Source organism: Photobacterium leiognathi (assembly GCF_030685535.1).
In the GTDB taxonomy this organism is placed as follows: Bacteria; Pseudomonadota; Gammaproteobacteria; order Enterobacterales; family Vibrionaceae; genus Photobacterium; species Photobacterium leiognathi.
This window is the reverse complement of sequence record NZ_CP131601.1, coordinates 77,812-98,464: the sequence shown is the minus strand read 5'-3', so window position 1 is coordinate 98,464 and position 20,653 is coordinate 77,812. Positions and strand designations below refer to the sequence as shown.

General features: G+C 41.7%; 21 protein-coding genes. 10 read left to right on the top strand and 11 right to left on the bottom strand.

Translation table 11 applies throughout. The annotated features are described in order from the left end of the window. Window positions 1–3: 3 nt before the first annotated feature. Window positions 4–621, bottom strand: coding sequence for a homoserine/homoserine lactone efflux protein (rhtB, locus tag Q7674_RS07260; RefSeq protein ID WP_045066317.1), 618 nt, complete (start codon window positions 619–621; stop codon window positions 4–6). 263 nt (window positions 622–884) lie between these two features. On the opposite strand from rhtB, the gene Q7674_RS07255 reads away from it, so the two are divergent. Both Q7674_RS07255 and Q7674_RS07250 read left to right on the top strand, forming a co-directional pair. Further along, complete coding sequence (locus Q7674_RS07255; protein ID WP_080892262.1) at window positions 885–1,805, top strand: alpha/beta fold hydrolase; 921 nt, start codon at window positions 885–887, stop codon at window positions 1,803–1,805. 157 nt (window positions 1,806–1,962) lie between these two features. Beyond that, window positions 1,963–2,769 (top strand): Cof-type HAD-IIB family hydrolase, encoded by an 807-nt coding sequence (locus tag Q7674_RS07250; protein ID WP_045066315.1) that lies wholly within the window; start codon window positions 1,963–1,965, stop codon window positions 2,767–2,769. A 43-nt stretch (window positions 2,770–2,812) separates the two neighbouring features. On the opposite strand, the gene Q7674_RS07245 is transcribed toward Q7674_RS07250, so the two are convergent. Both Q7674_RS07245 and Q7674_RS07240 read right to left on the bottom strand, forming a co-directional pair. After that, window positions 2,813–4,201 (bottom strand): IS4 family transposase, encoded by a 1,389-nt coding sequence (locus Q7674_RS07245; RefSeq protein ID WP_305424111.1) that lies wholly within the window; start codon window positions 4,199–4,201, stop codon window positions 2,813–2,815. 150 nt (window positions 4,202–4,351) lie between these two features. Beyond that, window positions 4,352–4,810 carry an EVE domain-containing protein gene (locus Q7674_RS07240; protein ID WP_045066238.1) on the bottom strand — a complete coding sequence of 153 codons (459 nt, stop codon included), beginning with the start codon at window positions 4,808–4,810 and terminating at the stop codon, window positions 4,352–4,354. 60 nt (window positions 4,811–4,870) lie between these two features. Here Q7674_RS07240 and Q7674_RS07235 point away from each other — a divergent pair, with 60 nt between their 5' ends. From Q7674_RS07235 to Q7674_RS07225, 3 genes are all read left to right on the top strand, one after another. Continuing rightward, a complete protein-coding gene (locus Q7674_RS07235; RefSeq protein ID WP_008988240.1) occupies window positions 4,871–5,293 on the top strand; it encodes a COG3650 family protein in 423 nt (140 codons plus the stop codon). Between the two features lie 73 nt (window positions 5,294–5,366). Next, a complete protein-coding gene (locus Q7674_RS07230; protein ID WP_045066239.1) occupies window positions 5,367–5,951 on the top strand; it encodes a tRNA-uridine aminocarboxypropyltransferase in 585 nt (194 codons plus the stop codon). A gap of 120 nt (window positions 5,952–6,071) precedes the next feature. Then, window positions 6,072–6,539, top strand: coding sequence for an outer membrane lipoprotein (locus Q7674_RS07225; protein WP_305423412.1), 468 nt, complete (start codon window positions 6,072–6,074; stop codon window positions 6,537–6,539). Between the two features lie 54 nt (window positions 6,540–6,593). Here the strand turns inward: Q7674_RS07225 and Q7674_RS07220 are convergent, their stop codons facing one another. Beyond that, complete coding sequence (locus Q7674_RS07220) at window positions 6,594–7,334, bottom strand: type II secretion system protein (protein WP_305423410.1); 741 nt, start codon at window positions 7,332–7,334, stop codon at window positions 6,594–6,596. A gap of 755 nt (window positions 7,335–8,089) precedes the next feature. Here Q7674_RS07220 and potE point away from each other — a divergent pair. Continuing rightward, window positions 8,090–9,415, top strand: a complete 1,326-nt coding sequence (gene potE / locus Q7674_RS07215; protein WP_008988245.1) for a putrescine-ornithine antiporter — start codon at window positions 8,090–8,092, stop codon at window positions 9,413–9,415. Window positions 9,416–9,632: 217 nt separating this feature from the next. Next, the gene (gene adiA / locus Q7674_RS07210) at window positions 9,633–11,921 is read left to right on the top strand and encodes an arginine decarboxylase (RefSeq protein WP_080562910.1); all 2,289 of its coding nucleotides are present in this window, start codon (window positions 9,633–9,635) and stop codon (window positions 11,919–11,921) included. 405 nt (window positions 11,922–12,326) lie between these two features. Here adiA and cspE (Q7674_RS07205) read toward each other — a convergent pair whose 3' ends face one another. The 7 genes from cspE (Q7674_RS07205) to ftnA form a co-directional block, all read right to left on the bottom strand. Further along, window positions 12,327–12,539, bottom strand: coding sequence for a transcription antiterminator/RNA stability regulator CspE (cspE, locus tag Q7674_RS07205; protein WP_045066241.1), 213 nt, complete (start codon window positions 12,537–12,539; stop codon window positions 12,327–12,329). Window positions 12,540–12,764: 225 nt separating this feature from the next. Then, complete coding sequence (locus tag Q7674_RS07200) at window positions 12,765–12,971, bottom strand: hypothetical protein (protein ID WP_305423407.1); 207 nt, start codon at window positions 12,969–12,971, stop codon at window positions 12,765–12,767. A gap of 336 nt (window positions 12,972–13,307) precedes the next feature. Then, window positions 13,308–13,523: a transcription antiterminator/RNA stability regulator CspE gene (gene cspE / locus Q7674_RS07195; protein ID WP_008988249.1), complete on the bottom strand. Its 216-nt coding sequence runs from the start codon at window positions 13,521–13,523 to the stop codon at window positions 13,308–13,310. A 358-nt stretch (window positions 13,524–13,881) separates the two neighbouring features. Next, complete coding sequence (locus tag Q7674_RS07190; RefSeq protein ID WP_045066242.1) at window positions 13,882–15,069, bottom strand: BaiN/RdsA family NAD(P)/FAD-dependent oxidoreductase; 1,188 nt, start codon at window positions 15,067–15,069, stop codon at window positions 13,882–13,884. Between the two features lie 144 nt (window positions 15,070–15,213). Beyond that, window positions 15,214–16,323, bottom strand: coding sequence for a mechanosensitive ion channel family protein (locus Q7674_RS07185; protein ID WP_008988251.1), 1,110 nt, complete (start codon window positions 16,321–16,323; stop codon window positions 15,214–15,216). Window positions 16,324–16,473: 150 nt separating this feature from the next. Next, window positions 16,474–16,809: a universal stress protein UspB gene (gene uspB / locus Q7674_RS07180; RefSeq protein ID WP_008988252.1), complete on the bottom strand. Its 336-nt coding sequence runs from the start codon at window positions 16,807–16,809 to the stop codon at window positions 16,474–16,476. A 72-nt stretch (window positions 16,810–16,881) separates the two neighbouring features. Next, window positions 16,882–17,406 carry a non-heme ferritin gene (gene ftnA, locus Q7674_RS07175; RefSeq protein WP_008988253.1) on the bottom strand — a complete coding sequence of 175 codons (525 nt, stop codon included), beginning with the start codon at window positions 17,404–17,406 and terminating at the stop codon, window positions 16,882–16,884. Window positions 17,407–17,660: 254 nt separating this feature from the next. Here ftnA and Q7674_RS07170 point away from each other — a divergent pair, with 254 nt between their 5' ends. From Q7674_RS07170 to Q7674_RS07160, 3 genes are all read left to right on the top strand, one after another. After that, on the top strand, window positions 17,661–18,083 hold the full coding sequence (locus tag Q7674_RS07170; protein WP_008988254.1) for a universal stress protein: 423 nt from the start codon (window positions 17,661–17,663) through the stop codon (window positions 18,081–18,083). A gap of 136 nt (window positions 18,084–18,219) precedes the next feature. Next, a complete protein-coding gene (locus Q7674_RS07165) occupies window positions 18,220–19,089 on the top strand; it encodes a carboxylate/amino acid/amine transporter (protein ID WP_045066243.1) in 870 nt (289 codons plus the stop codon). Between the two features lie 140 nt (window positions 19,090–19,229). Continuing rightward, window positions 19,230–20,618 carry an IS4 family transposase gene (locus Q7674_RS07160; protein WP_305424111.1) on the top strand — a complete coding sequence of 463 codons (1,389 nt, stop codon included), beginning with the start codon at window positions 19,230–19,232 and terminating at the stop codon, window positions 20,616–20,618. The last annotated feature ends 35 nt before the right edge of the window (window positions 20,619–20,653 follow it).

Sequence of the window (20,653 nt, the reverse complement as noted above, 5' to 3'; positions counted from 1 at the left end):
TACTTAAGCCCGAGCTAAAGCCAATAAAGCACCACACCCAATAAACATGGAGCCAAATAAACGATTTAAACGTGTCATTACCGTCGTTGAACGAATATAGCGGGTAAAACGCGATGCTAACAGCACGTAAAATAACATTACACAGCCATCTACCACTAATGTCGTGATACCTAAAATCAGTAATTGGGGTAATTGAGGTGCTAATGGGTTGATAAATTGAGGAAATAACGCGACCAAAAACACAATGGTTTTAGGATTGGTTAAATTGACAAAAATCGCTCGCTTAAATAACGTTGCAGCCGATACCGTGGTGTCGCGATCAGCTAATGACAGTGCTGATTTCTCACGCCACTTTTGAATACCCAGCCAAACTAAATATACCGCACCGAGCCACTTGATAACGGTAAATGCCAATTCTGAGCCAGCAACAATCGCACCGAGCCCTATACCGACTAAAATAATATGAACAGCCATACCAAGCTGTAAGCCAATAATGGATGCTAATGACTTACGCCAGCCGTAAACCATCCCATTACTGATCGAATTAACGGTGCCAGAGCCTGGGGCAAAACTAAACACAATTGCGGCTAACAAGTAAGCCAACCAAACATCAATGCTCATTTGATCTCTGTGAAGTATTTATGACATTTATAAATTGCGTTTATAACCTGATATGAGTATGTAAAGCAATATCGCAATACTTATTCTGATAAGGATAAATAAGGTATACTGTGCAAAGTAACGATGCTTACCCATTCAACACAATCACTACGCCATCATTTACTGTGATGCTTGCCCAAACAGATAATGCCGGACACGCTTTAATGACTTGCCAACCTTCAACTTGCACCACCTTCTCACAAGAAGAACACTTCCCCAGCACCATGGCTACCCATATCAATCAAATGTGGCAACAACGTCACGAAGGACGCTTTACTGGTGTTAAGCAATGTGAATTAGGTTGGGTAAGTTTAACGCCGGGACACAGTGATAAAGTGATTGTGGTGGTCAATGGCCGAGTAGAAACCTACTGGAAATACCAAGAGCTGTTTTATGATCTTATCCAGCAAGGCTACCATATTTACTCGCTCGATCACCGTGGTCAAGGAGTTTCAGATCGCTTAGTTGAAGATAAAGAAATGGGCTATGTCGAGCAGTTTGATGATTATGTTGACGATCTCAATTGGTTCGTAGAAAACATCGTAAAACCCCAAGGGTATAAGCAACATTTCATTTTAGGTCACTCCATGGGTGGCGCCATTACCAGTTTATTGCTCGCCCGTTACCCTCAACTGTTTGATCGCGCCGTACTTAGTGCGCCCATGCACGGCATTTATGTTAAACCTCATCTCAAACCATTAGCTGAAGCATTAATTGGGATCACCGAATGTTTCTCTAGCACACCACGATATGCCATTGGTCAAAAACCTTATTATGCCAAACCGTTTGATGGCAACTTACTCACTCACAGTAAAGTGCGCTATCAATGGTTCCGTGAGCTGTATGATCAAAAGCCAGCATTACGTATCGGTGGCGCGAGCAATCACTGGGTATGGGAAAGTATCAAAGCGGCACGTCAGGCCATTAAGCTAGCAAGCAATATCACTATCCCTGTGCTGTTACTGCAAGGCAGTGAAGATAAGATCGTTGATAACGCTAGCCAAGTACGCTTTAGCCAAGCGGCGAATCAAGGACAAGGGCAATGTGATTTTCAAATCATCCAAGGCTCACGCCATGAGATCTTGTTTGAATCCGATCCGCTACGTCACCAAGCATTAACTGCTATCTTGCACCATTTCGCCTAGCCTTTTAAACAGCTTGCCGCTTTTATCAAGCAAGATAAAAGCGGAAGTCTAAATATCCTACTTTAGCCTCTTTTTTCGTCATAAAGCTGATCTAGAATGAAAGTTCCCTCTGGCATTCACTATACCCGTTTCGCCTGTTTTACTATCGAGAGTTCACATGTTTAAAATTGTTGCTTCAGATCTAGATGGCACCCTGCTTACCCCTGCTCACAAAATTGCACCTTACACTCGAGACGTGCTTCAGCGCCTCCATCAACAAGATAAACATTTCGTGTTTGCCACAGGTCGACACCATATTGATGTCGCTGAAATGCGTGAAAAATTAGGTATTCCAGCCTACATGATCACCTCAAATGGTGCTTGTGTACATGATGCTGATGGCAACCTTGTATTCCAACAAACACTGAGCCCAGAGGTGATCCGCAGTGTGGTTGAGATGGCAAAACACGATCCCGATCTGCACATTCACATGTACCAAGGTGATCGCTGGATGCTAAACCATGAAAATGAAGCGCTGCGTGATTTCCACGATAGCTTTAGCTACCACCTTTACGATGTTGAAAACCCACCAACAGAGAACGTGTTAAAAGTCTTCCTAACCCGTGATGACCAGGATCACGACAAGCTCGTAAAATGGGAACAAGCGTTTAACGAAAGCTTTGGTGATAAGGCGAACATTGCCTTCTCAACCCCTTGGTGTTTAGAAATAATGGATGCAGGTGTGTCCAAAGGTGATGCATTACAAGCGGTTGCTAAAGCTCTTCATTTAACCTTGGCTGATTGCATTGCTTTTGGTGATGGTATGAATGATGCGGAGATGCTCTCGATGGCTGGTAAAGGGCTGGTTATGGGCACTTCTCACGACAAAGTAAAACAAGCATTACCAGACAACGAAGTAATTGGCTCTAATGCTGATGAAGCGGTTGCTCACTACCTTGAAGCGCATTTATTAGCAAAAGCATAAGCGCTAATCGATCAAAAAAGGCTGCCTCGCGCCTGTCTCTTGATCACAAGTCATTGTGTTCAAGAGACTTAGCTAGTTCATATCCTTCAAGGATGGTTTGTAACCTAAACCATCCTTGCCATAATGTCTTTACAGAAGCGCGACCCGTCCGCTTGGTATCTTTCCAACCACCTAACCGTGCAATACTTTTGTAAGCCCACGATATATTTGGTGCTTCTTTGGGCAGCTTTTTCTTCTCCAATTTTAACCACATAAGCTTCCACGCTTTACCTTTTAACACCCGTTCACAACAGCTACTAGATAACTCTTTAGATTCGTTCATAAATCTTAACTGGAGTAAACGAGTAGCAATAAATGCCAAAATAACACTGAGCCTTTCTAAGTTATCTTTACTTTGCATTCTCAGTTGTTCAACTTGCGTGCCTTCACTTTTCCAAACCTTGTGAAAATCTTCTATCAGCCAACGACGCTCATAATAACTGACGATGTTAAGTGCTTCCTCTTTGTTCGTTACAGGCTCTGATGTCAGTAAATGCCATGCGAGCTTGTCGTCACTCTCACCTTGCTCTATACATCCAACATAGTAGAGAGAGATATTATCGAACTCTTTTTTATTGGCGGGAGACTTAAGTGTCACGGGAGCATATTTGATGTCTAGATGAGCCGTGCGGGACTTACGACCGCCTTTTTGCGGTATTTTTAGCTCTTTGTTTCCTGCTGATAACAACTTGGAAGCGTAGTCATAAAGACGATTATCATGCTCCTCGATACAGCGACTTTGCATTGAGCGAACGATAAATCGTTGTTGTTGCTCGTGCTTGTAAGTGAGGTACTCGAATAAATCGGCTTCTCTATCACATACAGAAATAACCTCTGACATTTTCTCGCCTAGTCGCTCTGCAACATGGCGAGATGCTTGTTCCCATTTATAACTTTCTTTTTCTTTGTATGGTCGAGTTGCGTGCTGGTGTCTTTGACCACGTTTTTCAATATCTCGGGTCCAGCGTTGTTGTTCGATTAAACCAACTACAGTGTGAGTTTCGGGAGCAAAAAGCAATGTTGAATGAACGAACATTGCTCGGTGTCGATTACCTTGATTGGAATGCCCGAGTGTATCTTGTATGCTGTGATGTGAGTAACTTAGAGAAGTGGTATCTTCCAATGCAAGCAGTGTTTGTTGCTCTAAAGCTTCTTGTGCTGTGACATAGAATCCAGCTTCTGCAATATCTTCTGCTTTGATTTGGTCATTACGAATAAAGCGATAAGCCCCTTCCATATCGGCTGGGGAGATGATGAGTTTTGAGATAGGGATACCAGGTTGTTCAGCCAGAGAGGTAGCTAGAGCAACGAGTCTTTGAGTGCGTCTTGGGTCATTAAGATCGGCTTGACCGAATTGTTTTTGAGCCCAAAGAGTTGGTTCTATATAGGTCATCATAATCATCCTTATCATTGCTTAGATGATCAGATCATGAAACATAAAATTAGTTCAAAAAAATCCCCAAGCATTGGCTTAGGGATTTGTGTATAAGAGACAGGCCTCGCGCAGCCTTTTTTATTTCAGTTGTTAAGCTCTTTTAGAGTATTAGAACTGCCCTGTCATGGTCAGGATTTCCTGCCATTGTGCCTCGGTTACAGGCATCACACTTAAGCGACTGCCTTTTTTCACTAATGGCATGTCTGCTAAGGCGGGGTTAGCTTTCATACGCTTTAAACTGACTAAACGTAAATGGCGTTGATACTCGATATCGACCATAAACCAACGTGGGTTGTTAGGATCAGATTTCGGGTCAAAATACGGGCTTTCGGGATCAAACTGAAAATGATCGGGATACGATGCTTTGGTAACGGTAGCAATACCCACCACCCCAACATCTTTACACGATGAGTGATAAATGAAGATCTGATCCCCTAATTTTACTTCATCACGTAACATATTACGGGCTTGATAGTTTCGAACCCCTTCCCAAGGTGAAACTTTCATCTGCTTTAGGGTGTCTATAGAAAATGTGTCTGGTTCTGTTTTGAATAACCAATAGGCCATTTTGTTATACCACGATTGCCAACTTCCTCATGAATTTGAGCCTACCATAGAGAGAATAAAATGACAGTTTCACGGTTACCACTCGCCCTTATTTTTGCTGCAACCACATTAACAGGCTGTGCTAGCTGGTTACCAAGCAGCCTGAGTTTTGGTGGCGACGAGAGTAATAGTACTTGGGTGGGTGAATATCAAAGTGCGCCAGAAATGGGCTTAACAACTCACTTGAGCCTCAAAGGGGATCACACTGCCACCACCACTTATGAATACACCAATGGCGATCCAAGTCTAAAAGAAAACGGGAACTGGCAAGCTCTCAGTGACACCCAGCTGCAAGTGAATATGACCTCACACCATGGATTGAATAGCGAGCGTATTTATACCTTTGATCCAAGCAAGCAACAGCTGACAGCAACAGAAGAAACCGTTAATGGTCAGAAATACCATTTAGGCACCAACGGGTTGGTACTAACTAAGCAAGATTAACGTCTCACAACCGTGACTTAACGGTAAAGTTTATGCCACACTTCGGATGTCTTTGAGGTTAGGAGAAATACCCATGTCATGCCCTCGTTGTGGCTTTCAACACAACTGTATTTGCGAGTATGAGCCCGCACTGCAATGCTCTGCTCACTTTGTTTTATTAACCCATCCTCGTGAACTTAATAAAGACACTAACACAGGCAAATTGATGCTGAACAGTTTGCCTCATTGCCGTGTAGATGTATGGCAGCGCACCGAGCCGCCAACACAGTTAATTGAGCAACTGCGCGATCCCCGTTATCACGCTTATTTAGTTTTCCCTAGCGATGATGAGCATCCAAGTGTGTCACTCGCTTCAACGTCAAAGGGCGCCATTCCCCTCTTTATTATTCTTGATGCAACATGGCAAGAAGCAAAGAAAATGGTACGAAAAAGCCCGTGGCTCAGTGCGCTACCACGCTTAGCATTAACCCCGCAGCAAGCATCTAATTACGCCCTACGACGTAATCAACAAGACGGTAATCTTTGTACTTGTGAGGTGGGGATAAGCTTGCTTGATGCACTGCAATTAGCCGATGAAGCGTCCCAATTACAGCACTATTTCGATGCATTTATTGCAACTTTCCATGCTGATAAAAGTGGTCATTCAAAAACGCGGTAATATATTCAGCACCTTACGTTTATTGTTTTTGTAATATGAGTTTTCGCGCTTTCTTTTCTTATCGAATAAGCTCAAATTACACTCAATATTTAAACACTGTATTTTTAGTGAAGAAATAAAATGAAAACGAAGATCCTTGCTCTGACAGTGATCCTGTCTACTTTAGGTCTAGCAGGCTGTGCAGCCAACCCTTACGGTAATGCTTACAATGTTAACGATGCACGCCAAATGCAAGAAGTGTATTACGGTACAGTGCTACGTACTCAAGGTGTGACACTAAATGGTAATGGTAACGGTATTGGTACCCTTGCTGGCGGTGCCATTGGTGGCATCCTAGGTTCAGGTGTAGGCGGTGGTACTGGCTCGCAAATCGCGGCAATTGGCGGTGCACTATTAGGCGGTTACCTAGGTAACGAAGCAGGTAATGAAGTGACTAAGCGTAATGGTGTAAACCTAACCATTAAGCTAGATAGTGGTCGTACCGTTTCTATTGTTCAGCAGGTTAACCCTAACGTGCTATTCCATCGTAGTGAGCGTGTACAAATCAATATCTCCGCTGATGGTACGTCCCGCGTCACCCCAGCATAATGCGAAAAAATAGAAAAAGGCGCTACATAGCGCCTTTTTTATTGCCTCTTTATATCAACACTTATCATCAACCACAGTGATCGTGGGCGCGTTGATCAAATTCATTTTGTCAGGTGTGTCTGCTTCTTTATGGTTATCTTCGCTATGACAAATAGTAAAGTAGCCATCAAGCTTCATAAGCTTAAATACATAAGGGCAAATCCCTTTCTGCCAAATTCGCTTATGTAATTGATAAAGCTTATGCCGCCATCCACCCTTCGCATCATCATAACTATCGGCAGAATCGTTATCTGGTGCTGACTTTTCTGCACCAGCGGCTAAATCCGTATATATGACATAGCAGTGGCTATCTAAGATCTGCTTTTGCGTCAGCCCTGATAGATCTTTAAGCGAAAAGACCATCATACCCATATTCAGTTGTAATTTACTGCCAGCCCAATCACTCCAAAAATGATCGCCTAACGCCAGCTTTTTCATATCTATAGGGTAGCGATACCAGGATTCTGGTGACGATAGCGCACTCACAATGCCCTTTTCAGTTGCAGTAGGGTAGCCATTAGCAATTGAAATACCATCAACCGTACCATTGAGTGCTGTCTCTTTGCCTTCAACCATGGCTTTAGCATTTACGGTTGCTGCTGTTGATTGCAATGTACCAGCCAGTTGATGTAAATCAGCTTTACGCGCATCTGATTGTATTTGCATAAATTTAGGCACTGCGACTACCGCGAGAATACCTAAAATAACAATCACTACTACGAGTTCAATCAGTGTAAAGCCTAATTTGTTTTTCACACTCAATTACCACCCAAACACAAGTATACTTTATAGGAATAATATTATAATTTGGGGTAAATATTAAAATGTTTGCTTATTTTTATTACAAAAAACGATTAAAAAAACCATTCATATTCCATTTAAACTTAACGAAAAATGAACACCTTATTTAAGTACAAACCACATAGGTCAAAATAAAAGCGATTTTTTGCTCAAAAACAGCTTATTTTCGCTTTTAAGCAAAACTTAACCCCCATTAAGAAAAAAATAAATGTCATACAAAAGGCATTTAACTGCACTAATTATGCATAACTATATTTTCCATATTCACTTTTTAAGCATTTTTTGTGTGATAAATAATGATCTATGCAATGTACAAGTCATTGTTATTGTGAATTATTTTTGTGATACATAGAACACTAATGAGTTATGCAGTCGACTTATTGTCGAAAATGACTGATCGAATAACGATACTGTTTTCCATTTTTAGCACTAAAAATGGAACGTTTCATTCCGAATTTAACGTTTTTTTTTCAACAAAACAGTCGCATTATACACCTCGTTCAAGGGGCAAATGATTTCGCCCTCATATATAACTCTTACTCATTAAGATTTATATATGAGTTATTTTTTAATTACTTCCCCCAATTAGAAAATAATAAGTAATAAGTTTAACGTTATTATTGAAATCACCTTTGAACACATTAATTGAATATCACGATAACAATTAAATTTTTATTAATTGTTATTATCTTTTAATCATAGGTGAATATATGTCATCAGATACTAGCACTAAAAAAATGGGTCTAGTCGGATTAACTGTTCTTGTAGCAGTTAATATGATGGGTTCAGGTATTATTATGCTACCAGCGAGCTTGGCTCAAGTTGGTGCAATCTCAATGCTATCTTGGGTAGTTACAGCATTAGGTGCAATGTGTATTGCTTACACATTCGCTAAATGTGGTGCTTTCTGTAAACGTTCTGGCGGCATGTCAGCTTACGCGGAAGAAGCTCACGGCAAATCATCTTTCTTTATCTCTTCTTACACATACTATGTATGTCTTGTAATTAGTTGTGTAGCAATCGCCGTATCAGCTGTTGGTTACATCAAGCCATTCATGCCTTGGTTAGATACACCAATGCACACTTTCTTCGGTGTGTGTGCTGTACTTATTCTAACTATGGTTGCTAACTTCGGTGGTCCTAAGATCACAGGTCAAATCTCAGCATTCACTGTTTGGGGTATCATCCTACCTGTACTAGGTCTATCTGTTATCGGTTGGTGGTGGTTCGATCCACAAACTTTCATGAGCGCATGGAACCCACATCACGACACTACAATGCACTCTGTATCTTCAGGTATCGCACTGACTTTATGGGCATTCCTAGGTATTGAATCTGCGGGTGCTAACTCTGATGCAGTTGAAAACCCAGAGCGTAACGTACCACTAGCCGTTCTATTCGGTACAGGTTTCGCAGCGGTTATCTACATTGCCTCTACTGGTGTTATCCAAGGTATTATTCCTAACGCAGAACTAGCAGCATCTACTGCACCATTTGGCCTAGTATTTAGCCACATGTTTAACCCAACAGTAGGTAACATCGTTACACTAGCAGCAGTAATCGCATGTATCGGTTCGCTACTAGGTTGGCAGTTCACCAACGCTCAAGTATCAAAAGCTGCGGCAGATGAAGGTCTATTCCCTAAAATCTTCGCTAAAACAAACAAAGCAGGTGCGCCAATCGCTGGTATGTTAATCATGTTAGTTGCTGAACTTGCACTAGCGATGATGACAATTTCTCCAGACTTGATTAACCAGTTCAACGCGCTACTAAACCTAGCAGTATTTATCAACATGGTGCCTTACATCCTATCTATGACAGGTCTGGAAGTAATGCTACGCAAAAACATGGTTACACCAAAACAATACCGCTTAGGCGCTGTTGTGGGTACGTTAGCAGTTATCTACAGTATCTACGGTGTATACGCTTGTGGTGCAACAGCAGTATTCGGCGGCACTATCTTGACTCTATTCGGTTACATCTTCTACGGTTTCATCGCAGCACGCGATACTAAACCAGAAGTAAAAGCAAACTAATTAAGATTTAATAAATTCGATATTAAAGAAATTTATTAATAACAACCTAAAGGGATACGGGAATAAATAAAAATACGTCTCTTATTAAAATTAAAAATTAATAACCGACATTATTTATTCCCCTCCTGAAATATTCGGCACGACGTTTAATCACTACATAATTTTTATGTTGCGGACTTTCGTACCTGCCAACCAATCATTTTATTCAGGCGTTATTATGAACAATAGTACTAATAAAATGCGTGCACTCGTTATCGAGCACCAAAACATTATTCCAAACAGCTACGCTGACCGCGCGACTAAGTCTCTTATTAAAGAACTTTCTGACCGCACTATCGAAATCGTAACAGCAACTTCTTACGAAGATGCGCGTGCAGTAATCATGGCTTCTCAAATCGACAGCCTTGTACTTGCACTAGACAAAACTGAAGAACAAATTGTTAACTCTCACGAAGAAGTTGATCTGTTAGCAGCACTACAAGCACGTCAAGCTGAGGTGCCAGTATTCCTACTAGCAGAACGCGCACGTACTTCTATCCTAAACAACCGCCAGCTAATGGAACGTGTTGATGAGTGTTACTCAGTACTAGAAGACACTGCAGACTTCGTTGCAGGCCGTATCGTTGCAGCAATGCGTCGTTACCGCTCACAAGTGCTACCTCCTTTCATGAAAGCGATGATGCACTACAACGACATCCATGAGTACTCATGGTCTGCACCTGGTCACCAAGGTGGTATCGGTTTCACTAAGACACCTGCTGGTAACCAGTTCTACAAGTTCTTCGGTGAGAACCTATTCCGTACAGATATGGGTATCGAACGTGCTTCTCTAGGTTCACTACTTGACCACAGCGGCGCATTCAAAGATTCAGAAGTTGAAGCATCTAAGATCTTCGGTGCACACCAATCTTACTCAGGTATCGTTGGTACTTCAGGTTCAAACCGTACAATCATGCAAGCATGTTTGAAAGATGACGACATCGCGATCATTGACCGTAACTGTCACAAATCAATCGAGCAAGGTCTGATCCTAACTGGTGCACGACCAATCTACATGGTTCCTAGCCGTAACTGCTACGGTATCATCGGTCCAATCAGCCAAGCTCAAATGAGCAAAGAAGGCATTGCTAAGAAAGCTGATGCTGCTGAAATCCCATTCAACGCTGATGAGAAAAAAGCAAGCTACGCTGTAGTAACTAACTGTACTTACGACGGTCTATGTTACCACTCAGAAGTGACTGAATCGCTACTAGCTGATAGCTCTAGCCGTATTCACATGGACGAAGCATGGTTCGGTTACGCTCGCTTCAACCCTATCTACAAGGGTCACTTTGCGATGCGTGGCGATGCTAAAGACCACGAAGGCCCAACAGTATTTGCGACTCACTCAACTCACAAGTTATTGAACGCACTATCTCAAGCTTCATACATCCACGTACGTAACGGTGAAGATGCAATCGACTTCGATCGCTTCAACCAAGCATACATGATGCACACATCTACATCGCCTCTATACGCAATCTGTGCGTCTAACGACATTGCGGCGAACATGATGAAGGGCGAGAGTGGTAAGACACTAACTGACGAAGTAAACCGCGAAGCGATCATCTTCCGTCAAAACATGCGTCAGCTATTCAACGACTACACAAGCGAAAACGACTGGTTCTTCAAGCCTTGGAACGCAGAAACTGTTACTGAAACTAACGGTGACAAAGTGAAGTTTGAAGATGCTTCTGTTGAAGCGCTAATGACTATCCAAGAAAACTGGAAACTAAACCCAGGCGACAAATGGCACGGTTTTGACGAGATCGACAACGACTGGTGTATGCTTGACCCAATCAAGGTTAGCCTACTAACTCCAGGACTTGACGACAAAGGCGAATTCCTAGAAACAGGTGTACCTGCAGCACTAGTTACTGCATACCTAAGCCGTTTCGGTATCGTACCTACTCGTACTACTGACTTCCAAGTAATGTTCCTATTCTCAATGGGTATTACTAAAGGTAAACGTGACACATTGATCAACACACTGTTGTCATTCAAGCGTCACTACGATGCAAACGCATCACTAGAAACAATTCTTCCAGAGCTAGTTGAATCTGCTCCAGAAGTTTACAAAGGTCTTGGTCTGAAAGATCTAGGTAACCAAATGTTTGAATACCTAGTACGTCACAACCCAAGCCAAGTACTAAACAAAGCTTACTCTACTCTTCCAGAAATGGACATGAAACCACGTACTGCTTACCAGCACATCGTGTCTAACGAAGTAGAGCTAGTACCATCGGATAAACTAGAAGGTCGTGTTGCAGCGCACTCAGTGATCCCTTACCCACCAGGCATCCCAATGCTAATGGGTGGTGAGAACTTCGGTGACGAAACAAGTCCTCAAATCCAGTACTTGAAAGCACTAGAAGCTTGGGATGCTGAATTCCCTGGTTTCGAACACGAAACAGAAGGTGCAGAGATCGAGAACGGTAAATACCACGTTCTATGTATCAAAAAATAAGCACCCGAATCGAGTAATTCGATAACGTGACTACCCTAAATCCCCGCTCTCTGAGTGGGGATTTTTTTATGCGCCCAATAACTAATGCTAATAACAATTGAGAGCTGTTTTCGACAAATAAACCAGCGGAGCAGTTAAGGATGTTTTAAATAGGAAGCTTAGGAGAGAATAAACTACGAATGGAGAGTATGAGCAATCAAGTGGAGCAATTTGTGCCGCTTCCCTGCAGCTTTATCTTTATATCCCTGCTACACGTCACGTAGTCTTTGTCGCGTACAAGGTAATACTTATAAGGTATAAAATTAAAACTGAACAAGTACTTAACCTCATATTGATTAGACGCTCGTTATTGCACACATATAAAAAATGCTGGCCTTAGCCAGCATTCTTTTTATCTATAAGATATTAAAGCGAGACAACATTCGCTGCTTGCAGACCTTTTTGGCCCTGCTCAACATCAAATGAGACCTTCTGACCTTCAGTTAAGGTTTTAAAACCCTCTGAAGCGATTGCACGGAAGTGAACGAAGACATCAGCGCCGCCATTGTTTTGAGTTAGAAAACCAAAACCTTTCTCTTTGTTAAACCATTTTACTAAACCAAGTGTTTTATTAGACATAGTGTGTCCCTTATGTTTATTTCATTGAGGTGTCGCAACACGCGACGGCCGAAATAACGATGTTTGAACTATCGAGAAAGCAAAGGGAAACACGGATAAAACAACATAAATGCAGCGATAAACAGTTTTCTTCTACGAAAAAGATGACAAATTTCAATTTTCAGCGAGTAAGATTATTAAAATAAACGAATAACTATATTCGATTATTTTAATACCCTTAGAGTATTAAAAAGTGATAGAAAAATTACCGATAATCGCATTATCTGAATTTTTTTTACCTTTACAGGTCTTCTCACAATAAGAAAATGAAATATCAACGTTATCGACATCCCCTTTCATTAACACATGACGGGTTAAAACATCACTGTTTAATTGGTGAATAGTAGAATTCCATGAGTGATTGTTTTTTACTAAATTAAAATTAACATTCATTATTTTACTGCTTCTTTTTTAGTGTTATTAAATGTATTTGTATGGCGACTTTGTTGAAACCAAAATCGTTTACGACCAATAGATCGAGACATAAGCATATCCTTAGCTTTGTGATTAACTTAAACCCATTAAAAGATATCTTTTAAGGCGCAAGTCATGACAGATGAGTGAGAATAAATCGATTGATTATAGGGTAACGCGGGAAATAGGAACGTAACGACAAATACAAAAAAGCAGATATAGAAAGTGGTTATTATTTACTATGATACTGTATAACTGATTGTTTTTACTTAAATCAGCGCAAACATTATTCACTGCTTGCGCTAATTAAAATTCTTATAAAGCTACAACGTTAGCAGCTTGTAAGCCTTTTTGACCTTGCTCAACATCAAAAGAAACCTTTTGACCTTCAGCTAGTGTTTTAAAGCCTTCAGAAGCGATAGCACGGAAGTGAACGAATACGTCAGCACCGCCATTGTCTTGAGTAATAAAACCAAAACCTTTCTCTTCGTTGAACCACTTAACAGAACCAGTTGATTTAGATAGTGACATAATTGTGTCCCTTATTTTATTTAAAATTCATTGTGTTTATCGTAAATAATACGATGCGCTGAAAGCTTGAATTATTGAATGTGACGATGAAGCTAAGGGAAACACTGAGGATGACAACAATAACGAAGGAATTCTGAGGTTTTACTTTTACTTGATGTTTCATTAATAACTCTGAACAACAGAGCGACGCCATTATTGGCTTAGAACTTATTATTGTAAAGGTTTATTTTTTATTATTTCTAATAATAACGTTAACTCGTTGATATCACCCATTTAAATAATTTATCTAAATACGGTGATATCAATATTAATCGCTTAAATTAATTTATCTGATGACAAATAATTTTTAATGACTCAATTAAACATACTGTCCAGCAACATAACCTGAGCTCCATGCCCATTGAAAATTATAGCCACCAAGCCAGCCACTCACATCCATTACTTCACCAGCAAAGAACAAACCTTTCACTTTCTTCGCTTCCATGGTTTTTGAGGATAGTTCATCAGTATCAACACCACCTAATGTCACCTCAGCAGTGCGATAGCCTTCTGTACCATTAGGAGCAATTTGCCATTGGTGGAAGTATTCACTCAATAACGCGAGCTCTTTATGATTAAGCTGCTTTAACGGCTTATCTTCTACATCACCGCGCTCAATCAACGCTTCAATTAAACGCTTCGGCAGTAAGCGAGACAGCGAGTTCTTCAAGCTTTGGTTCGGATGTGCTTCACGCATCTCATTGAGTGTATCTGCCAAGGTTAAATGCGGCAGTAAATCAGCAGTGATCTTTTGTCCCGGCTTCCAGTATGACGATACCTGTAAAATCACAGGGCCTGACAAACCACGGTGGGTAAACAATAAATTTTCTTTAAACGACGTACCATCTTCGGTTTCCACCACCGCTGGCACGGCAATACCAGATAGATCCGCGAGCGCTTCTTTATCTTCAACATGCAACGTAAACGGCACAAGACCTGCGGTGGTTGGGATCATTTTCAAGCCAAACTGCTCAGCAATTTGATAACCAAACGGGGTTGCGCCCAGCTTCGGCATTGATAAGCCACCGGTTGCTACCACCAGCGATTCACAACTGACAGTGTCAGTGTTAAGCCCTAGAGTAAATCCAGATTCGGTCTTTGCAATGCTATGGACATCAACTTGGTAACGCTGAGCAATATTTGGCATATCGCATTCAGCCAACAGCATTTGGACAATATCTTTGGCGGAATCTAAGCAAAATAGCTGACCATGATCGCGCTCTTCATAATCAATCCCATGCTGGCATACCATGCCAATAAAATCCCATTGGGTGTATTGAGATAGCGCAGATTTCACAAAATGCGGATTACGGCAAACATAGTTGTTCGCAGCCACATCCATATTGGTAAAGTTACAACGACCGCCACCTGAGATCAGGATTTTACGCCCTGGCTTCTTACCGTGATCGACCACTAATACAGAGCGACCACGCTTGCCAGCTTCTGCTGCACACATCAGCCCAGCTGCGCCAGCGCCAATAATGACGACATCGTATTTATTTGCCATGAATTACTCTCTGCCTTTCAAAAACACCAAGGAAAAACGAAAAAAGGATGCTAAACGCTAGCATCCTTTCTCTCTTGCGGCGGCTATTTTACCTACCTAATGGCGTAATACCAACCGTAATAATTTATCCTGATAGCAAACCTATTACGCTTGCTGAACCCGCTCAATCGACGCCAATGCCGTAGATGCCGCTGCAGGCATATCTAATGTTGTGGTTGGGAACGCAAAGTCCGCACCGTGTGAATGAACAATCTCCACAATTTTAAGCATCACATCTTGTTGCACGTCTTTGTATTTAATCCACTCAACCGTTTTGGTAAAGGTATACACCAAGATATTAAGCGACGAGGCACCATAAGTATCAAAGCTCACAATCAAGGTTTGACGGGTATCTATATCAGGGTGATTTTGTAGCATGGTTTTAATATCACGCACCACATCACCGACCACTGCTGCATCACAGTAACGCAGACCGACACTTTGCTTAATACGGCGGTTGAGCATGCGAGAGGCGTTTTCTACCACCACTGAGCTAAATACCGAGTTCGGCACATACAAGGGACGCTTATCAAAGGTGCGGATAATGGTCATACGGAAACCAATTTTCTCCACCGTGCCTTCTATTTGGCGATCTGGGCTTCGGATCCAATCACCGACTTTAAACGGGCGATCAAAATACAGCATCATGCCACCGAAGAAATTAGCCAGTAGATCTTTGGCTGCCATACCGACCACTAAACCACCGACACCACCAAAGGTTAATAAACCCGATAAGCTCAAGCCGAGGTTTTGCATGGCAATTAAGCCACCAAACACCATTACGATCAGACGTAATATCTTGGAAATCGCATTCACCGTGGTCGCATCACGCTGCGGACGGTTTTCCAATATGGTGTGCTCCATATTGGCTATTAAGCGAAACAGGGTCCAAACAATCGTCCAGATGATCAATAAATGGCGGATTGTTGATAATGAACTGCTGGAATACGTGGTTAAATTATCGACCAAAATACCCAGTGACAGTAAGCCCGGCCACACCCAAATACATAAGGTGATTGGCGCACGAATGGCACTGATCAGCGCGTCATCCCAAATAAACTGGCTCTTTTCTGCCACTGTAGATAAACGACGTGATAATAGGATCCATCCACCCCATAACACCGAGCTTAATAGTAACAATAAGCCAATGTTATACATCCAATCGACAGATGCGCCTTTTTCTAAAGACGCCCACCAATGCATGAATTTTTCCATACCTTTCTGTTTCTCTATAGTTAGCGCAATGCATAAAAATAGGCTACCTATATAGCCTATCAATCATATTATATTGAGATCATACTAAACATCAGGCACGGCGCAAAGCCAGCCTAAAAGGTAGGTTTTTAGGTATCTGTCGAAGAGAGATCAGTAACCGAGGAAAGCCACCGCAAAAATCGAGATAAAGAAAGCAATCACAAAGGTACTGGCAAGGACGAAAAGTTTGCGCACTTTAATACACTTTGCCATGAACACCGGATCATGATGCTTTTTATATTGCTCACTACGAATATAGTGAAATAAGCGGATTTGCTTGCTGACATTACCTTGAGAAGAAAAGAAACCGCGTCCATCAACTTGCTGATAAAGCAAAGGATCGCACTCTCTCATTACCGCCAGCAAAGTACGTAATGTACTGATATAACGAGAAGTATTAACGACCGCCACTAAAAATAGCGCGAAAAGAAATGCATCACTACTCATCTTTTTCTCTCCCCAAAAATTGATGATTCACTCACCGGGAGACAAGGGAGCCAAATTGGCTCCCTATCAATATTAGGCTTGTGAATCCATAACAGATGTAGACTCTGCTTTTGCCATTGCTGCTAAATCTTTATCAATAAAGAATAGTGCTTTACCGTCTTCACCGACTAATTCAATTTTGTCTAAAATGCCTTTAAACAGTTTTTCTTCTTCGTGTTGCTCTGCCACATACCACTGCAAGAAGTTAAAGGTTGAGTAATCTTGCGTAGTAAATGCAACATGCGCTAACTCGTTAATTTTCTTGGTGATCAACTGCTCATGCTCGTATGTTTCACGGAACACGTCACCTAGCGAAGCAAATTCATGCTTAGGCGCTGCAATTGACCCTAAAATTGGCATTGCACCTGTTTCACTTACGTAAGTAAACAAACGCTGCATATGCTCCATTTCTTCAACGGCATGAGCGCGTAGAAACTCGGCAGCACCTTCAAAACCTTTATCTTCACACCATGCGCTCATTTGCAGGTACAGGTTAGAAGAGAAAAATTCTAAATTGATTTGCTCGTTTAGGTTATCCACCATAGCCTTGGCTAACATTGCACTACTCCTGTTTGTTTAAGTGTAATCAAGACATTGTCACTGCGCATTGTTTAGAATGCAACTAACGTAAAAAAAATACTGAGATAATTGTCTTTAACTTTCATAAGATACGAAAATAACAACAAAAACGCTTTGTTGTTTGTGAAAAATAATTTACCGCAAAATACGCAACAAGATGCGACCAAACCGATATTTTTGCTCCATTCTCAGTGCTACTATGAATCAAACAAATGAAGATGGAGTGTCAGCTAATGGTCTACAAACATATCCTTGCCGCCATTGATTTATCAGAAGATAGTGAAGTTTTGGTTCACAAAGCAGCACTACTGGCTAAAGCGCTCGATGCGAAATTATCTCTGATCCATATCGATGTTGATTATGCCGATCTCTACACTGGATTAATTGATATTAATTTAGCAGAAATGCACGAGCGTGCTGAAAGTGATGCTCAAATGCAACTTCATCGTTTAGCGCAAGAAGCTCATTATCCTGTTGCCCATACTTTGGTTGGCAGTGGCGATCTGAGTGAAGAAATTTGCAATGCCATTAAGAACATGGATATCGACTTGGTGATCTGTGGTCACCACCAAGATTTCTGGAGCAAAATCCTGTCTTCTACCCGTCAGCTATTAAGCCGCACACCTGTCGACTTACTGATGGTACCGCTAAAATAATCCGACTTGTCATCCAGCAGCCAGATCCTTTGGCTGCTGCTCATACCTGTTACTTTCCACTGTCACTGCCGTAGGCGATAACATTATCTTTAGTTACACTGAGCATCCTTAATTGATTGAACGGATGTTGTAACGAATGGGATATTTATCTGCTATCACCCTGTTGTGGGCGTTTTCTTTTAGTTTAATTGGCGTCTACCTAGCAGGTCAGGTTGATCCTTGGTTCTCCGTTCTCACCCGTGTCAGCCTTGCCGTCCTCGTCTTTTTGCCATTTCTGCGCTTTAAACACATCCTTCCCAAGTTAGCGCTCAAACTCATGGTCATTGGCGCGTTCCAACTTGGCATTATGTACTGCTTTTATTACCAATCTTTCTTGTATCTCACCGTACCTGAAGTGCTGCTATTTACCATTTTCACGCCGATTTACGTCACCTTGATTTATGATGCGCTGCACAAGCAGTTCTCACCTTGGTATTTATTAACCGCAGCCATTGCCGTACTGGGTGCCGCCGTTATTAAGTTTGAAGGCATTAACCAAGACTTCATCATTGGCTTTTTCATCGTTCAAGGCGCTAACCTGTGTTTTGCCATCGGACAAGTTGGTTATAAACGTATTATGGAACAAGAGAGCACAGATCTACCGCAGCATACGGTGTTCGGTTGGTTCTACATCGGCGCAATTTGTGTCGCACTACCGATGTTTCTATTATTTGGTAATACCGCAAAATTGCCGACCACAGACGTGCAATGGGGTGTGTTGATTTATCTTGGAGTCATTGCATCAGGGGTTGGTTATTTCATTTGGAATAAAGGGGCGACCCAAGTCAATGCGGGCGCACTGGCAATCATGAATAACGCATTAGTCCCTGCCGGATTGATTGTGAATATTGTGATTTGGAATCGAGATGTGGATTATCCGCGCTTAATTATCGGCGGTATCATTATCATGTTGTCACTGTGGATCAACGAAACTTGGGTTAAACGCAAAGCACAAGCTACCGCTTAATCCCCTACTTCAGAGACAAAAAAGCCAGCGTTAACGCCTGTCTCTTATACACAAATCCCTAAGCCAATGCTTGGGGATTTTTTTGAACTAATTTTATGTTTCATGATCTGATCATCTAAGCAATGATAAGGATGATTATGATGACCTATATAGAACCAACTCTTTGGGCTCAAAAACAATTCGGTCAAGCCGATCTTAATGACCCAAGACGCACTCAAAGACTCGTTGCTCTAGCTACCTCTCTGGCTGAACAACCTGGTATCCCTATCTCAAAACTCATCATCTCCCCAGCCGATATGGAAGGGGCTTATCGCTTTATTCGTAATGACCAAATCAAAGCAGAAGATATTGCAGAAGCTGGATTCTATGTCACAGCACAAGAAGCTTTAGAGCAACAAACACTGCTTGCATTGGAAGATACCACTTCTCTAAGTTACTCACATCACAGCATACAAGATACACTCGGGCATTCCAATCAAGGTAATCGACACCGAGCAATGTTCGTTCATTCAACATTGCTTTTTGCTCCCGAAACTCACACTGTAGTTGGTTTAATCGAACAACAACGCTGGACCCGAGATATTGAAAAACGTGGTCAAAGACACCAGCACGCAACTCGACCATACAAAGAAAAAGAAAGTTATAAATGGGAACAAGCATCTCGCCATGTTGCAGAGCGACTAGGCGAGAAAATGTCAGAGGTTATTTCTGTATGTGATAGAGAAGCCGATTTATTCGAGTACCTCACTTACAAGCACGAGCAACAACAACGATTTATCGTTCGCTCAATGCAAAGTCGCTGTATCGAGGAGCATGATAATCGTCTTTATGACTACGCTTCCAAGTTGTTATCAGCAGGAAACAAAGAGCTAAAAATACCGCAAAAAGGCGGTCGTAAGTCCCGCACGGCTCATCTAGACATCAAATATGCTCCCGTGACACTTAAGTCTCCCGCCAATAAAAAAGAGTTCGATAATATCTCTCTCTACTATGTTGGATGTATAGAGCAAGGTGAGAGTGACGACAAGCTCGCATGGCATTTACTGACATCAGAGCCTGTAACGAACAAAGAGGAAGCACTTAACATCGTCAGTTATTATGAGCGTCGTTGGCTGATAGAAGATTTTCACAAGGTTTGGAAAAGTGAAGGCACGCAAGTTGAACAACTGAGAATGCAAAGTAAAGATAACTTAGAAAGGCTCAGTGTTATTTTGGCATTTATTGCTACTCGTTTACTCCAGTTAAGATTTATGAACGAATCTAAAGAGTTATCTAGTAGCTGTTGTGAACGGGTGTTAAAAGGTAAAGCGTGGAAGCTTATGTGGTTAAAATTGGAGAAGAAAAAGCTGCCCAAAGAAGCACCAAATATATCGTGGGCTTACAAAAGTATTGCACGGTTAGGTGGTTGGAAAGATACCAAGCGGACGGGTCGCGCTTCTGTAAAGACATTATGGCAAGGATGGTTTAGGTTACAAACCATCCTTGAAGGATATGAACTAGCTAAGTCTCTTGAACACAATGACTTGTGATCAAGAGACAGGCGTTAACGCTGGCTTTTTAATGA

Excerpts from the sequence above, each read along its gene's own strand:
- rhtB (WP_045066317.1), bottom strand. The coding sequence starts at position 621 with ATGAGCATTGATGTTTGGTTGGCTTACTTGTTAGCCGCAATTGTGTTT.
- Q7674_RS07255 (WP_080892262.1), top strand. The coding sequence starts at position 885 with ATGGCTACCCATATCAATCAAATGTGGCAACAACGTCACGAAGGACGC.
- Q7674_RS07250 (WP_045066315.1), top strand. The coding sequence starts at position 1,963 with ATGTTTAAAATTGTTGCTTCAGATCTAGATGGCACCCTGCTTACCCCT.
- Q7674_RS07245 (WP_305424111.1), bottom strand. The coding sequence starts at position 4,201 with ATGACCTATATAGAACCAACTCTTTGGGCTCAAAAACAATTCGGTCAA.
- Q7674_RS07240 (WP_045066238.1), bottom strand. The coding sequence starts at position 4,810 with ATGGCCTATTGGTTATTCAAAACAGAACCAGACACATTTTCTATAGAC.
- Q7674_RS07235 (WP_008988240.1), top strand. The coding sequence starts at position 4,871 with ATGACAGTTTCACGGTTACCACTCGCCCTTATTTTTGCTGCAACCACA.
- Q7674_RS07230 (WP_045066239.1), top strand. The coding sequence starts at position 5,367 with ATGTCATGCCCTCGTTGTGGCTTTCAACACAACTGTATTTGCGAGTAT.
- Q7674_RS07225 (WP_305423412.1), top strand. The coding sequence starts at position 6,072 with ATGAAAACGAAGATCCTTGCTCTGACAGTGATCCTGTCTACTTTAGGT.
- potE (WP_008988245.1), top strand. The coding sequence starts at position 8,090 with ATGTCATCAGATACTAGCACTAAAAAAATGGGTCTAGTCGGATTAACT.
- adiA (WP_080562910.1), top strand. The coding sequence starts at position 9,633 with ATGAACAATAGTACTAATAAAATGCGTGCACTCGTTATCGAGCACCAA.
- cspE (WP_045066241.1), bottom strand. The coding sequence starts at position 12,539 with ATGTCTAATAAAACACTTGGTTTAGTAAAATGGTTTAACAAAGAGAAA.
- Q7674_RS07200 (WP_305423407.1), bottom strand. The coding sequence starts at position 12,971 with ATGAATGTTAATTTTAATTTAGTAAAAAACAATCACTCATGGAATTCT.
- cspE (WP_008988249.1), bottom strand. The coding sequence starts at position 13,523 with ATGTCACTATCTAAATCAACTGGTTCTGTTAAGTGGTTCAACGAAGAG.
- Q7674_RS07190 (WP_045066242.1), bottom strand. The coding sequence starts at position 15,069 with ATGGCAAATAAATACGATGTCGTCATTATTGGCGCTGGCGCAGCTGGG.
- Q7674_RS07185 (WP_008988251.1), bottom strand. The coding sequence starts at position 16,323 with ATGGAAAAATTCATGCATTGGTGGGCGTCTTTAGAAAAAGGCGCATCT.
- uspB (WP_008988252.1), bottom strand. The coding sequence starts at position 16,809 with ATGAGTAGTGATGCATTTCTTTTCGCGCTATTTTTAGTGGCGGTCGTT.
- ftnA (WP_008988253.1), bottom strand. The coding sequence starts at position 17,406 with ATGTTAGCCAAGGCTATGGTGGATAACCTAAACGAGCAAATCAATTTA.
- Q7674_RS07170 (WP_008988254.1), top strand. The coding sequence starts at position 17,661 with ATGGTCTACAAACATATCCTTGCCGCCATTGATTTATCAGAAGATAGT.
- Q7674_RS07165 (WP_045066243.1), top strand. The coding sequence starts at position 18,220 with ATGGGATATTTATCTGCTATCACCCTGTTGTGGGCGTTTTCTTTTAGT.
- Q7674_RS07160 (WP_305424111.1), top strand. The coding sequence starts at position 19,230 with ATGACCTATATAGAACCAACTCTTTGGGCTCAAAAACAATTCGGTCAA.